The following is a 15,223-nucleotide window of genomic DNA, read 5'->3' as shown; positions in this document are numbered from 1 at the left end:
GCTTATCTTCATCCCATGGTTGAGACACCCCGTCTTTTGATATCTCCACTTACCAGGGAGCAATTGCACCTGTACTTACAGGCGGGCGACCTTTTTGAAAAGTCTGTACGCCTGACCTGTAATGGCCGTACGGTAGTGCCTGCCGTACAGCATATGGTGACCAAATTTACCTTACCCCAGATGGCCAGTGCCACGGCCGACAATTATCTTTTTTATACTTTCTGGATCGTGGTGGAAAAATCGAGCCGGCTCATTGTGGCCGAGCTGGGTTTTAAAGGCGAGCCTACGGGCAACGGTGAAATAGAGATCGGCTATGGCACCATGCCGGCCTTCCAGGGAAAAGGCTTTATGAGTGAAGCGGTGGGGGGTATGGTGGGCTGGTGCAAAAAACGGCCCGATGTGCATTGTCTGCTCGCGGAAACAGAGGAAACGAATGCGGCTTCCATCAAAGTGCTGCGGAAAAATAACTTCATCCCCTATACCCGGAAAGGGAATATGATCTGGTGGAGATACAAATGTGGGAATGTTGGCGGGCGAGCCGCCCTGGAAGGGCGACCCACCCTTTAAGTGGCTTCGACAGGCTCAGCCCGACAGTATTTTAATCCGGGTTGGTGCCGATATAGTTGTGCGGACTGATCTTCTTCAGTTCCTTTTTAAGGGTGGCCGAGATCTTCAGTCCATCAATAAACTGGTGCATGGATTGCTTGTTGATGCCATTTTTGCCCCTGGTCAGTTCTTTCAGGGCCTCATAAGGCTGGGGATAGTTTTCCCGGCGTAAAACGGTTTGTATGGCTTCTGCTACCACGGCCCAGTTATTGTCGAGGTCGTTGTAGATGCGTTCATCATTCAGTACCAGTTTACCCAATCCTTTTTCGATGGATTTAACGGCCAGGATGATGTGGGCAAAAGGAACGCCGATATTGCGCAATACGGTAGAGTCGGTCAGATCGCGCTGCAGGCGGCTCACGGGCAATTTACTGGCCAGGTGTTCCAGCAGGGCATTGGCAATACCGAGATTGCCTTCCGCATTTTCAAAATCAATGGGATTTACCTTATGGGGCATGGCAGACGAGCCTATCTCTCCCTTTTTGGTGCGTTGCTTGAAATAATCCATGGAAACATAGGTCCATATATCACGGCAGAAGTCGAGCAGGATGGTATTGATCCGTTTCATGGCGTCGAAATGGGCGGCCAGGAAATCGTAGTGTTCAATCTGTGTGGTAAACTGCTGGCGCTGCAATCCCAATACGCCTTCTACAAAATCGTTGCCCAGTTTTACCCAGTCCTTTTTAGGATAGGCTACCTGGTGGGCGTTGAAGTTGCCGGTAGCGCCGCCAAACTTGGCGGTAAACGGAATGTAGATAAACTGTTCTACCTGGTTTTCGAGGCGCTCCACAAATACCCTAATCTCTTTGCCCAGGCGGGTAGGGCTGGCAGGTTGTCCGTGGGTACGGGCTAGCATGGGGATATCCCTCCATTCCTCAGACAACAGTTCCAACTGCCGGTTGAGGTTGAGCAGTGAAGGCAGGTATTCAAATTCCACCGCATGTTTCCAGGAGAGGGGAATGGCGGTATTATTAATATCCTGGGAGGTAAGGCCAAAATGCACCCACTCGGTGACCTTATCGGCTTTAACAGCTTTTAATTTCTCTTTTATGAAGTATTCCACGGCTTTTACATCGTGGTTGGTGACTTTTTCTGTGTCTTTGATCAACAGGGCATCGTCCAGGCTGAAATTGTCGACGATCTCGCGCAGGGCTTTCCGCATGGGAGCGGTGAGGGAAAAGAACTTTTTATCGGCCAGGAACTGGAAGTATTCTACTTCTACCAGTACGCGGTATTTCATCAGGGCAAATTCCGAAAAATATTCATCCAGGTGCTGTACCTGGTTACGGTAACGTCCGTCAATTGGTGAAATGGCTGTAAGTGCGTGTAAGTCCATGAACAGTTGTTATATCAATATTCTATTACCTTTGCGCCGTAAAATTAAATCAATTGGAGAAGATTAAGGTTGGAATCGTGAATTATCTGAATGCTAAACCGCTGGTTTATGGTTTAAAGCAAAGTTCTGTGATCCATGATATTGAATTAATTGCTGATTATCCGGCCAATATTGCCCGCCAGTTGCTGGAGGGGACAATTGATATCGGGCTGGTGCCTGTAGCGGTGATCCCCCACCTGAAAGAACATTATATTAATACGGATTGGTGCATTGGCTGTGACGGCCCGGTGGCTTCGGTGTGCCTGTTCAGTGAGGTGCCGGTAGAACAAATAGAGACTGTATTGCTGGATTACCAAAGCCGTACTTCTGTAGCCCTGGCCAAAATATTACTGCGGGAACACTGGAAGATACAGCCGCGCCTGGTGGATACTAAAACGGATTTCCGGACAGATATCAAAGGCACTACCGCGGGTGTGGTCATTGGCGACCGGGCATTGGAACAAAGAAACAAGTCGGCCTATGTATATGACCTGGGCGAAGCCTGGAAACAAATGACTGGTTTGCCTTTTGTATTTGCTGCCTGGGTGAGCAATAAAAAACTGCCCGATGCCTTTATTGCTGCCTTCAACCAGGCCAATGAGGCCGGGGTCAATATGATTCCCAGTGTAGTGGCTACCACGCCTTACCCGGTGTTTGACCTGCATACCTATTATACACACTTCATCAATTATCAACTCGATCAGCCTAAGCGGGAGGCACTGCAATTGTTTCTTGCCAAACTCACGGAGCATACGAAGGAGCCCGTAGTTATGGAGCAGAAATAAGTACCCGGTTTTTGCGAAGAAATATTACATTCGGGCAAATTCTGGAGTGATTATGCGCTACTGGCCAGGACGCTGTTTGAGAATATGGCTGCTGCTTATCTTTTTTTCCTCATTTACTGTATACGCGCAGGAATATAGTTATGCCCGTTATGATGTAAAAGACGGCCTGGCAGGCTCTGTTGTGTACCATGGGGTGGAAGACCAGGAGGGATTCCTGTGGTTTGCTACTGAAACAGGCGTAAGCCGTTTTGATGGTACCCATTTTCGCAACTTTACCAAGGCTGATGGGTTGCCGGATAATGAGATCATCAAGCTGTTTGTAGATTCAAAGGGGCGGGTATGGATGATGCCCTTCCGGAATTCGATTTGTTATTATTGGAAGGGGAAGATATACAATCAGGAAAATGATTCTCTGTTAAAAAGAATACCGGTAGCCGACAACATCAGAGATATTGTGGAAGACAGGCAGGGTAGTTTGCTGTTCATGGACCTGATGGCGCTATATGTTGTGAGCCCCGATCAGCAGGTAACGATTACTAAAAAGATTGATGGAGCTGTTTTTGGTTTCAGCAATGCTGGTTTAGTCGCTTCCGGCCATTTTGCTGCTTTTGCAGAGATGCAAAATGTGGGGTATTATTCTTTAGCATTTGATGCCAAGTTGAAGCTGATCAGCAAAGAAAAATTGGCTATTCCACCAATGATGTCCCAATGTAACTTTCTGTCTCCTGATCTTACTACATACAGGAATGGTGATAGGCTGCTGTTTATCCATCAGTCCGGGCAACGAGCTGTAGCCTTACCACCTGATTTTACCAATCTTTCTGTGATCAGGGATTCACTCTGCGCTATCAATACCAGTAATGGCACTTATTATTATGATGTAATAAATAACAAAGTATTCAGGCATGCTTTGAAGGGTATGAATGTGAATAATGTTTTCCAGGACAAAGAAGGGAATAACTGGTTCCTCACCGCAGGAACCGGCATTTATAGGGTGGGGTCATTTGAATTCATCAATTATACTTTTAGCAAAAACAACAAAGATCATCTTCCTGTATTCAGTGTCAATAAAATTGACTCGCTGGTATATGTGGGATCTGAAAAATCATCTTTGTTCGCCATTGATCCGAAAACGCAGTCAAAGCGGTTCCACTATGAGATCAAAGGCAGTGTGGATATTAAAATAACCTCCATTCTACGGTATTCTCCGAAGCGCATTTTTCTGGGAACCAACCAGGGGGTAATAGACCTGCGCCAGCCAGACCGCCATAGAAGCTCCAGCATTAATGTCAAATCCATGCATATTGACGGCAATGAATTATTGATCAGTTTGCAAACCGGGGTTTTGAGAGCAACAGCGGACCTTGTGTTTAGTGATCTTGTAGGATATACCCGGTCAACCTGTTCATTTGTGCAAAATAAGACCTGCTATTATGGAACATTAAAAGGGTTGTATGCACTGGATAGTACGGGAAAGAATACCTGGCTGGGAGAAAAAGAGCCGTTGTTCCGCAGCAGGATAGCCTGCATTGAGGGTGCGCCTGATGGCACTTTATGGATAGGTACACATGGAGATGGCCTGATCGGGTACAAAGATGGAAAGGTGCGGTGGTCTATCCGGCAACAGGATGGATTGACCAGTGATATATGCCGCAATGTGTTTATTGCCGGCAATGAGGTGTGGTTAGGGACGGATAGAGGACTCAACCGGATACAATGTAATAATAAGAGCTATACGATAACCACTTTTTCGGCTGCGGATGGTCTGATGTCGGATATCATTAACGCCATTCATGTGGAGGGTTCGCAGGTGTACGTGGGCACCCCCGCCGGACTGACCTGCTTTGATGCCGGAAAAATAACCCTGAATTCCTCTTGTAAAATGCGTGTGACGGGTATTCAGGCTTCGGGCCAGGTATGGGCCGCTGATACGGCAGGGTTTAGCCTGCCGCCTACCAGCAATTCGATACGATTTGACTATGTGGGCATTTCTTACCGCTCGGCGGGGGATATTACCTACCGGTATCGCCTGTTGGGACTCAGCGATGACTGGCAAACCACGCGGGAAACTTTTCTTAATTACCTGGCGCTGCCTTCTGGTGTCTATGAACTACAGTTGATGGCCACCAATAAGTTTGGGGTGGCCAGTGATATGATCCGTATCCCTTTCCAGGTAGAAAAGTTATTGTGGGAGAAAACCTGGTTCAGAATAGCGGCTTTAATTTTTGCCTGGATATTGATATGGATTTTTGTAAATGCCCGCATCAAAAGAGTACGCAGACAAAATGACGAGAAGCTGCAGATCAGTAACCGGATGACAGAACTGGAGCAAATGGCCCTGAAGGCACAGATGAACCCGCATTTCATCTTTAACAGCCTCAACTCCGTGCAGCAGTATGTGATAGATAAGGACCTGTTGGGCGCCAATAAGTTCATTACGGAGTTCTCCCGGCTTATACGGCTTACGCTGGATATTTCTTCCCGGACCAAGATCAATATTTATGAAGAAATTAGCTATCTGGCTACCTATCTTGAACTGGAAAAAACGAAATTCGAGGACAAATTCTCCTATACGGTAACGGTAGCGCCGGATATTGATCCTTTCGACTGGTTTATACCACCCATGATCCTGCAGCCTTATGTGGAGAACAGCATCCGGCACGGTGTACGGTACCGACATGATAAAGGGGGGCATATAAGGGTGTCCTTTAAGCTGGACCAGTACTACCTGATATGCATGGTAGAAGACAATGGAGTGGGCCGGGAAAAAGCAGGCCAGTACAAAAGTGATATACCCATTGAATACCAATCCAAGGGCATGACGCTTACGGCCAAAAGGATTGAGATGCTCAACAAAAACAGCTTAATCCCTGTATTGATAGAGATTGAAGACCTTGAAATAAACAATATCCCTGCCGGTACGAGGGTTACCCTGCGGTTTCCCCTGGACAATGCCAGCAGCAGTAACTAAAACCTGCTTACCATGATACGTGCTTTGTTGATCGACGATGAACCCAAAAATAACCGTATCCTCAAATTGATGCTGGAAGAATTCTGTCCCCAGGTAAAAATAGAAGGGCAGGCAGACAATGCAGAAGATGGTGTAACACTTATCCGGGATACAGGGCCCGACCTGGTGTTTCTGGACATTGAGATGCCCTATGGCAGCGGGTTTGATCTGCTGGATAAACTAAAGCCTGTTAGTTTTGAGATCATCTTTATTACTGCTTTTAATAATTATTCCCTCAAAGCCATCAAATACAGTGCCCTGGATTACCTGTTGAAGCCCGTGAATATCGACGAACTGATAGCCGCTGTAACCAAGGCATCGGACAAGCTGGCTACCCGTAACATCAATGCCCGTATCGAAAACCTGCTATACAACCTTAAAAGGCCTCAGCAGGGCCTTCAGAAAATAGCGCTGCCCTCCAAAGAGGGGTATGTATTTGTGTCGCTTACCGACATTATCCGGTGCGAGGCGAAAAGCGGTTACACCACCTTTTTTATTAAAGACATGGAAAAGATCATATCCTCCAAAAACATCAAGGAGTATGAACCGCTGCTCACGGATGATACCTTTTTCAGGATCCACAATTCCCATATCGTGAACCTCAATTACGTAAAAAAATACCACCGGGGCAGGGGAGGGTTTCTTGAAATGGAAGATGGGGCCATGATCGAAGTAGCTACCCGCCGCAAAGATGAATTAATGGCCCGCTTTGGCCTGTCATAACCATCAATTTACCAGGCATGAGGGGTAGCATATTGTTCACTGTTTTTTTGTTGTTTATTTGTTCGCTCACTGTCTCTGCACAGGAATACAGCTATGCCCGGTATGATGTAAAAGACGGCCTGGCAGGCTCTGTGGTGTACCATGGGGTGGAAGACAAGGATGGATTTTTGTGGTTTTCTACCGAAACGGGTGTAAGCCGCTTCGATGGCACGCATTTCAGGAACTTTAGTATGGCAGATGGTTTGCCGGACAATGAAATCATAAAGTTTTTTGTTGATTCCAGGAACAGGGTATGGATGATGCCTTTTAAAAATGCTATTTGTTACTATTGGAATGGAAAGATATATAACCAGGAAAATGATTCTCTGCTAAAAAGGTTGTCCTTTGCCGGAAATATAGGGGAAATAGTTGAGGACAGGGAGGGAAATCTAATGCTGGTAGAAGCGAAGTCCATCATTTTTGTCAATAAACATCAGCAGATCAAAGTCATAAAGGAATATAATGGATATTCAATTTTAACAGCGACGGCTGCATTAAGCGCTGATGGGAATTTTAAAGTTTGTGTGCAATTTTTCGGAGACAAGACTTGGATTCTTTCCTTTGATCCGCAAGGTACTGTCATAACAAAGGAACTGTTTCCTTACCTGCCTATCAGCAACAACAAGCTATTCTCTTCTTTACACGTATACCGGAAAGCGGATAGTGTTGTTTTTGAAGCAAAGGCTGCTGCATTATCAGGTTCTGTAGCTTTCCCCTCAGCTTTTATTAACTTCTCTTTGTTGAATGATACCCTGTGTTCAATGAATACGGGTAATGGCGCATTCTTTTATGATCTAAAGAAAAGGAAATTGACCCTGCATGTTTTAAAGGGGAAAACCATTAATTGGGCTTTTCAGGACAGGGAGGGAAACCATTGGTTCCTGACGGGCGGTGAAGGTATTTACCGGGTTGGTTCCTTTGAGTTCATGAATTACTCTTTTTCAGAAAATAATAAAGATTATCTCGGCATTTTCAGTATCAATAAATTTGATTCCCTGTTATATGCTGGTTCCGAAAAATCATTCCTGTTCGATATTAATCTCAATACAAGGCAGGTGCGGTCTCATAGTATGAGTAGTCTTGGCATCAATACCAGGATAATGTCAATGGCCGAATGGAAGCCAGGCTTTATTTTGCTGGGTACCAATGTTGGGGTCTATACCATGAACGGAAAGGGATGGGGGAATACTGATGGGATATCTATTAAGTCCATGCAGATCCTCGGCGATAGTGTGTTGGTAAGTATGCAAAGCGGCGTGATCCTTTTATTGAATGAGCATTCCTATAAAAATTTCCGAACAGATATGAGATCAACCTGTTCCTATAGGCAAAACGGCGTTTACTACAATGGTACTTTAAATGGACTATATATCGTTGATAGTAAAAAAAACAACACCTGGCTGGGGGAGAGGGAGGTACTATTCCGTAGCCGGATAGCTGATATGGAGGGTTCATCCGATAGTATTTTATGGATAGCTACCCAAAGTCATGGATTGATCGGATACAAGGATGGAAAAATAGTTTGGTCTATTCGCCAGAAAGATGGATTGACCAGTGATATTTGTCGCAATGTGTTTATTGCCGCCAATGAAGTATGGGTAGGTACTGATAAAGGGCTCAACAGGATAGCATGGCGAAAGGAGCATTACAACATTACAACCTTTACCAATGCTGATGGTCTAATATCCAATATTATTAATGCTATCCATGTGGACGGAAGCAGGGTGTATGTAGGTACCCCCGCCGGGCTTACTACCTTCGATGCCAATAAAATATCGCTCAACTCATTTTGTAAATTACGGATGATGGGTGTCCAGGCGATGAATAGACAATTACCCCAGGACACTTTAGGATTTACATTGCCTCCGAGGGGCAATGCCATCCGGTTTGATTATGTGGGTATTTCTTACCGTTCGGCGGGTGACATTACCTACCGGTATCGCCTCGTGGGACTCAATGATGACTGGCAAACTACCCGGGAAACCTTTCTTAGTTATCCTTCCCTGCCTTCAGGTGATTATGAATTGCAGGTAATAGCCACCAATAAGTTTGGGGTGGAAAGTGATATGATGCATATTCCTTTCCGCGTGGAAAAGTTATTGTGGGAGAAAAACTGGTTCAGGGCGCTGATATTGATCCTGGCGGGCGCCTTCATATGGCTTTTCGTACATACCCGTCTCAGAAAGCTACGCAGGCAAAACGATGAAAAGATACAGATCAGCAACCGGATGACGGAACTGGAACAGATGGCACTGAAGGCGCAGATGAATCCCCATTTTATCTTTAACAGCCTCAACTCCGTGCAGCAGTACGTAATAGACAAGGACCTGCTGGGCGCCAATAAATTTATTACGGAATTTTCCCGGCTTATTCGCCTTACATTGGATATATCTTCCAAGACCAAGATCAGTATCTATGAAGAGGTCAGCTACCTGACCACCTACCTGGAGTTGGAAAAAACGAAATTTGAGGACAAGTTCTCCTATAGCATAACTGTATCGCCCGATATAGATACTTCCGACTGGTTTATTCCACCTATGATCCTGCAACCTTATGTAGAGAACAGCATCCGGCATGGAGTGCGTTATCGCAAGGATAAAGAGGGGCATATCAGGGTCTCCTTCAGCCTCGATGAGCATTACCTTATATGCCAGGTGGAAGACAATGGGGTGGGGCGCAATAAAGCCGGTCAGTATAAAAGTGAGATGCCGATCGAGTACCAGTCGAAGGGGATGTCACTCACGGCAAAACGCATTGAGATGCTCAATAAAAACAATGCAGTTCCTGTACTGATCGAAATTGAAGACCTTGCAATAGATAATATGCCTGCCGGTACGCGGGTGATCCTCCGGTTTCCCCTGGAAAGCGCTGGCAGAAGTAGCTAATAGTGGTGGCAGCCGTGGTAATGCAGGGTTACCTTATCAGCATCACCATGCCTTTTTGGCTTACCTGTCCGCACAAGGTGGTTGCTTTGATAACATACACGTATCCTCCTGCATCCAATGGCTTTCCCTTCAATGTGCCATCCCAGCATTGTATGTTGTTGGTAGATTGAAATACGCGTTGTCCCCACCGGTTATAAATAATAAATTCCTCCACTTTTGCATTGCCCCACCGTTTAATGCCAAAACAATCATTGTTCCCATCACCATTAGGCGTAAATGCATTGGGTGCTACAAACCTTGGTATGCCGTCTTTGGTGACCATTACCTGTACAAAGGCACTGGTAGTACAACCAAACTGGTTAGTACCCTTCACCTCGTAATTTGTGGTGGTGTCGATAGCGGCTACCGGATTGGCTTTACGCGGATCATCGAGACCGGATGCGGGGCTCCAGGCATATTGCAAAGCGCCTGTAGCGTTCAATTGTGCGGTAGGCACGTTGCAATTCACATCATTGGCCTTGTTTACGGTAAGCACCGGGTTGGGATTAACGGTGATCCGCATGTTAATGGTCGTATCAAAGTGGCAGGTACTCTCCTGGATATAAACACTGAATAGGGTAGTTGCGTCCGGAGTTGCTACCGGGGTAGGTGAGTGAGGATCGTTGAGGAAACTAGCCGGCAACCACTGGTAAACATCCCCTCCTGTGGCTTTCAGTTCCTGGCTATTACCATAACAGATGGCCTTGTTGCCGGTGGCTGTAAAAAGCGGATAGGGGCGCACGGTTATTTGAACAGAATCAAGGTGGCTACAGGAATGGCTATCGGTAATTTCCACTTTGTAGGTAATGTTTTCTGTTCCAACTATTGATACAGGGTGATCGCTGTTGGCATTGCTCAATTGACCAGCCGGTGACCATATGTAAGAGGCTCCGCCGGCAACCAGCAACGGGAAGCTGGTGTTGCGGCAAACAAGGGTATCAGGAGTTTTGGTGATGGCAGGCTTGGGAAAGGAACTAACCACTACGGTGTCTTTAGCCACGCAGCCATGGATGGTGATGCCTGTAACAATATATTGTGTGCTGGCAGCCGGGGTAGATACGGGACTGGCAATGGCAGGATTGGATAAGCCGGTGGCGGGAGACCAGCTATAAGTGGAAGCGCCAGTAGTAAGCAGGGTAAGCGTTTTCTCTTTGCAGATGGTGGTATCGCCCACTGTTTTAACCACTGGTTTTTCTACTTTGATCACTACGCTGTCCTGCTTAATAAATACAGGTGCAAAGGAAATATCGTCTAAGGCAAAGTCATTGCCTGAGGAATTAATATTTTGATTGATAATAGCAATCTCAGCAGTGGTACTATTGCCGGAATTCCAGGTTTCATAAAACTGCTGCCACTGGCAGGTAGTGCTGCTGGCTGCAAAAACGTTCCCCAATAATTTACCATTGATAAAGAATTGCAAGTTTGCCGGATTGGTGGCGAAAATGGATTGTATCCAGCAGGAAAAGGCATAATTGGTATTGGGAGTAATGGCGATGGTTGAATACCACACTTTTTGTCCGGGAACATTAGCGCCATCAAATACCATCATATTGCCATTGGAACCGGTATGGTCAGTACATGCAGCTGCCCAGGAGTTCCAGGAAGATGGATTGTTGCTGATACCGTAAACGCCCACCACAGTGCTGTTGCCAGGGCTGTAGGTATATGCTGACGCAAATCCTGTATTGCCGGCAGAAAAATCGCCGTTTGTGATCAGGTTATTTCCGGTGATGGAGCTGTTCAAATAATACGTAATATCCTGTGGCGTGTTGGTAACAGGATTTTGCGCAGCCGGGTTATCCAGGTAAGTAGTAGGAAACCAGCAATAGCTCAAGGCTGGTTTAGCTCTTAGTTGTTTGGTGGTTCCGTAGCAAATCACGGTATCGGTCGTAAGAATAATATCCTCCTTGATCACATTGATGGAAATGACCTTGGTCACGGTGTCGGTACAGGCACCATCTGATACACTGAACCGTACTTTGTAATCACCCAAAGCAGGATAGGTATGGTTGGGATTCACATTGCCTGTAATAATTACTCCATCGCCCATATCCCACCAGGGATTGAGCGTGCCGGTACCTGCATTGGTAAATTGAACAACGGAGGGATTGCATACATCCTGCCTGAAAGTAAAGTCCGATACCTGCTTCAACACTACTTTGAAGGTGTCTGTTATTTTACAATCAAAACTATTGATCTCTACCCAATAGGTGCCTGGTTGGGTAATGGCTATCGAGTCGGTGGTGGCGCCAGTATTCCACAGGTATTTTACTTTTTTGGCGCTGCTTCCTATTTTGATATTTCCGCCGGTACATATGGAGAGAGTTTGGGTAGGTGACTGAACCGGAGCAGGCAATACTACCACCTGCTTGCAGAAGGTAGCTTGGGTAGGCAGCCCATCATCTACGGTGAGGTTAATATTATAAATGCCTGGAGTATTATAGATAATGGGTGGTGGATCCTGGGCTGTTGAATTGGGAATACTGGCATTGGTGCAGCCTGGGAAGCGCAGGCGGGTAATCGTATTATTGCTTACGTTGGTTACAAACCCATAAATATCTTCATTGACCCTGAAAAGCCTGGAAATAGAGTGGGCAAAATTGAGATTGCCAATATTGCCTAATGAAGCCGCGGTAGGTGTAGACAAGAGGTCATTATTGAAATTGAAACTGGAAATGTTGCCGTAGCCCGGTTGGCCATTTGCCACAAAAGCTACAATTTGTCCACATGACCGCATAACGGTAAGATCCCTGGGAGTTACCATTGCGTTGCCGGGGTTACCCAGATTAACACCAGTGGGTGTATTTAACAAAGATGATCCAAAATCCAGTCTTGTTAGGGAAGCTCCATTGCCTGCATTGGACACAAATACCCTGTAACTGCCATTGTCGTTGATGGTATAGACGCCTGTGGGGTAATTAAGCCCGCCGATATTGCCCAGGTTGACAGCCGTAGGTGTATTGTCGAAGCTATTAGTAAAGTTGAACCTGGTGATGGTATTATTGATGGCATTGACCGTGAAACCATACCAGTTATTGTTTTCCTGGAACAGATCAAGGTCAATGGGTTGCTCCATGTTTCCAAGGTTACCCCAATCGGTGGCTACAGGTGCCGGATTGGTAATATTGGAGCCGAAGTCAACCTTAAATATCCGGGGTAGGGTTGAGTTGGCACTGGAGCCTCCTACGATGATAGCATACCACTTCCCGTTATTCTGTACTACGCGGATGCCTTCTGCTCCGCCTGTTGCAGGCATAAGTCCGCCAAAGCCGCCCAGGTTGACTGCGGTGGGCGCATTTAGCAAACTATTCCCAAAATCCAGCCGCACCAATCCTCCCGGAAGGTGATTCACCACGAAGCCATAATAGTTATTGTTGACGAAAACATAGTCCATGAATACAGGCTGGGACAACGTATTGCTAACATTACCCATATCGGTGCCTATCGGTGGCTGGCTTATGTCTGCCACACAAAAGTTCCAGAAGTAAGAACTGGCACCTGCTGAGGTGTTGGTAATGACAACAGGATTCTTAACGCAAACTGTGTCCGGAGCTGTGAAGGCGGCTGTAGCCATGCAATTAATGGCTTTTACAATAACAGTGTCAGTAACCGAACAGCCAAACCGGTTGATCTCTACCCAATAGGTTCCGGGGGCATTCACAGTGATAGAATCGGTAGTAGCGCCTGTATTCCATAAGTAAGTAGATTGCCCTGTGCCTGTGCCAATCCTGATATTATTGGTGCCTGTGCAAAGATTAATGCGTTGTGTGGGCGATGCCACGGGAGGGGGCAATACCACCACCTGTCTGCAAAAAGCTGATTGGGTAGGTAGGCCATCATCTACAGTGAGGTTTATATTATAGGTGCCAGGTGTATTATAGGTGATAGGAGGAGGGGTTTGAGCCATTGAGCTGGGAATGCTGGCATTATTACAGCCGGTAAAGCGCAGCCTGGTAACCGTATTGTTATCTACATTGGTGATGAAACTATAAAGATCCTCGTTTACACGAAATAATTTGGAAATAGAATGTGGGAAACCAAGATTGCCGATGTTGCCCAGGGAATTGGCAGTGGGTATACTTGAAAGGTTATTGTTAAAGTCAAGTTTTACCAATGACCGGTCATTTACATGTCCATTTACAGCGAAACCAATGATCTGTCCGCATGACTTCATGATCGTAAGGTCTCTTGGATGCTGTAATACATTCCCTGGGTTTCCGAGGTTTACACCAGTAGGCGTGTTAAGCAGGGATGAACCAAAGTCAAGCCTTGTTAATGAAAACACACCACCTGACCTTGTAATATCACCTGCATTGGTAATAAATGCTCTCCAAATACCATTGTCATTGATCGCAAAAATGCCGGTAGGATAAGCTAGATTGCCAATATTACCCAGGTTGGTCCCCGTAGGGGTGTTATTAAAACTATTGGTAAAATTAAAACGCGTAATGGAATTGTTGTTGGCATTGACGGTCAACCCATACCAATTGTTGTTTTCCTGGAATACATGCAAGTCAATTGGTTGATCCATATTGCCGAGATTTCCCCAATCTGTTGCGGCGGGCGATGGATTGGTAATCATTGCTCCAAAATCTATTTTCAATACTCTGGGAGGATTTCCGCCGACGTAACCACCTACAATAATAGCATACCAGCGTCCTTCATTTTTTACCACCTGGATCCCTTCTGCACTGTTTGCCGGTGGAATAATACCGCCAAAATTACCCAGGTTCACCGTAGTAGGGGTGTTGAGCAGGCTGTTACCGAAATCATACCGGATGAGGCTGCCAGGGTTCCAGTTTATAGAAAAACCATAATAATTGTTGTTGTCAAAAACATAGTCCATAAAGACCGGAGCGGATAGATTGCCTCCTACATTGCCCAGGTTGACGCCTGTTGGTGCCTGGTTTAAATCAGCCACACAAAAGTTCCAGAAATTGCTGGTGGCCCCAACAGTTGTATTGGTAATATTAACGGGGTTACTAACGCACACGGTATCGGGGGTACTGAAACTGGCCACTACGCTTGCAGGTTGCAGCGGGCATAAGGCCACTACTTCTTGTTGGTTTAATGCCCGGTTATAGATACGAACATCGTCTATTTTGCCTTTGAACCGTTGCGGGTCTCCGCTCCACCAGGAGCCGATCTGTATGGTAGCATTGGCGCAGGCGTTGAGGGTGGTGAAGCCACTATTGGTGGTTTGAATGAGCGTACCATTTACGTAAAACCGCATCACTCCCTTGTCGAAGGTGGCTACTGCACAATACCATTGATTAAGCGTCACACTGCCTCCGGTACTTACGTAGGCTCCGTTGGCGCCGGCGCCTACACAACCATTATTTGAGGGATTTACCCCATACAAGATACCTGGCTGCGGGGCATAGTCCATAGCAAACTGAAACTGGGTGCCGGATGGTTGGTTATAGTCAATTTTACCGACAATGGTTTGGGTGCCGTTTTGTTCGGGGTAAAAATAGGCCACTACGGTCATGGTCTGCGACTGATTGAGTGTAGAGGAGTTGGGTACCAGGATAAAATCATCAATTCCATCAAAATAATAGGCACTATTAGGAGCGCCAAACCGGTCGGCAGTAAGCGTTGTGCCATTTCTGATAAGTCCATGGTTTCCGTTGCCGGAAACATCATTGGCATTGCCATTGAATGGATAGTAAGCCATCAGGCCTTGCGTAAGGTTTACCTGGCCGAAAGAAAAAGTACTATAAAGCAGGGAAAGCAGTAAGGTGACCGAAAGACGCATCAT

Annotated in this window: 7 protein-coding genes; 5 read left to right on the top strand and 2 right to left on the bottom strand. The window is 46.2% G+C overall.

Annotated features, from left to right (window positions below; translation table 11 throughout):
* Positions 1-15 precede the first annotated feature (15 nt).
* Entirely contained in the window at positions 16-567 is a 552-nt protein-coding gene (locus tag D3H65_RS08445; protein ID WP_119049898.1) for a GNAT family N-acetyltransferase, read from the top strand.
* Between the two features lie 31 nt (positions 568-598).
* On the opposite strand, the gene purB is transcribed toward D3H65_RS08445, so the two are convergent.
* Positions 599-1,942 carry an adenylosuccinate lyase gene (purB, locus tag D3H65_RS08440; RefSeq protein ID WP_119049897.1) on the bottom strand — a complete coding sequence of 448 codons (1,344 nt, stop codon included), beginning with the start codon at positions 1,940-1,942 and terminating at the stop codon, positions 599-601.
* 53 nt (positions 1,943-1,995) lie between these two features.
* Here purB and D3H65_RS08435 point away from each other — a divergent pair, with 53 nt between their 5' ends.
* Genes D3H65_RS08435 through D3H65_RS08420 form a run of 4 tightly spaced genes read left to right on the top strand, consistent with a single transcriptional unit; the run spans position 1,996 to position 9,423 of the window.
* Positions 1,996-2,766, top strand: a complete 771-nt coding sequence (locus D3H65_RS08435) for a menaquinone biosynthetic enzyme MqnA/MqnD family protein (RefSeq protein ID WP_245999701.1) — start codon at positions 1,996-1,998, stop codon at positions 2,764-2,766.
* Between the two features lie 52 nt (positions 2,767-2,818).
* Positions 2,819-5,737 carry a sensor histidine kinase gene (locus tag D3H65_RS08430; RefSeq protein ID WP_119049895.1) on the top strand — a complete coding sequence of 973 codons (2,919 nt, stop codon included), beginning with the start codon at positions 2,819-2,821 and terminating at the stop codon, positions 5,735-5,737.
* A gap of 12 nt (positions 5,738-5,749) precedes the next feature.
* The gene (locus D3H65_RS08425) at positions 5,750-6,499 is read left to right on the top strand and encodes a LytR/AlgR family response regulator transcription factor (RefSeq protein WP_119049894.1); all 750 of its coding nucleotides are present in this window, start codon (positions 5,750-5,752) and stop codon (positions 6,497-6,499) included.
* Between the two features lie 17 nt (positions 6,500-6,516).
* The gene (locus D3H65_RS08420) at positions 6,517-9,423 is read left to right on the top strand and encodes a sensor histidine kinase (RefSeq protein ID WP_119049893.1); all 2,907 of its coding nucleotides are present in this window, start codon (positions 6,517-6,519) and stop codon (positions 9,421-9,423) included.
* 28 nt (positions 9,424-9,451) lie between these two features.
* Here the strand turns inward: D3H65_RS08420 and D3H65_RS08415 are convergent, their stop codons facing one another.
* Positions 9,452-15,223, bottom strand: a complete 5,772-nt coding sequence (locus D3H65_RS08415) for a LamG-like jellyroll fold domain-containing protein (RefSeq protein WP_119049892.1) — start codon at positions 15,221-15,223, stop codon at positions 9,452-9,454.

The organism is Paraflavitalea soli, assembly GCF_003555545.1.
Lineage (GTDB): Bacteria > Bacteroidota > Bacteroidia > Chitinophagales > Chitinophagaceae > Paraflavitalea > Paraflavitalea soli.
The sequence above is the reverse complement of the archived record's forward strand: the minus strand, read 5'-3'. Positions and strand labels throughout refer to the sequence as shown.

Excerpts from the sequence above, each read along its gene's own strand:
- D3H65_RS08445 (WP_119049898.1), top strand. The coding sequence starts at position 16 with ATGGTTGAGACACCCCGTCTTTTGATATCTCCACTTACCAGGGAGCAA.
- D3H65_RS08420 (WP_119049893.1), top strand. The coding sequence starts at position 6,517 with ATGAGGGGTAGCATATTGTTCACTGTTTTTTTGTTGTTTATTTGTTCG.
- D3H65_RS08425 (WP_119049894.1), top strand. The coding sequence starts at position 5,750 with ATGATACGTGCTTTGTTGATCGACGATGAACCCAAAAATAACCGTATC.
- purB (WP_119049897.1), bottom strand. The coding sequence starts at position 1,942 with ATGGACTTACACGCACTTACAGCCATTTCACCAATTGACGGACGTTAC.
- D3H65_RS08430 (WP_119049895.1), top strand. The coding sequence starts at position 2,819 with ATGCGCTACTGGCCAGGACGCTGTTTGAGAATATGGCTGCTGCTTATC.
- D3H65_RS08415 (WP_119049892.1), bottom strand. The coding sequence starts at position 15,223 with ATGATGCGTCTTTCGGTCACCTTACTGCTTTCCCTGCTTTATAGTACT.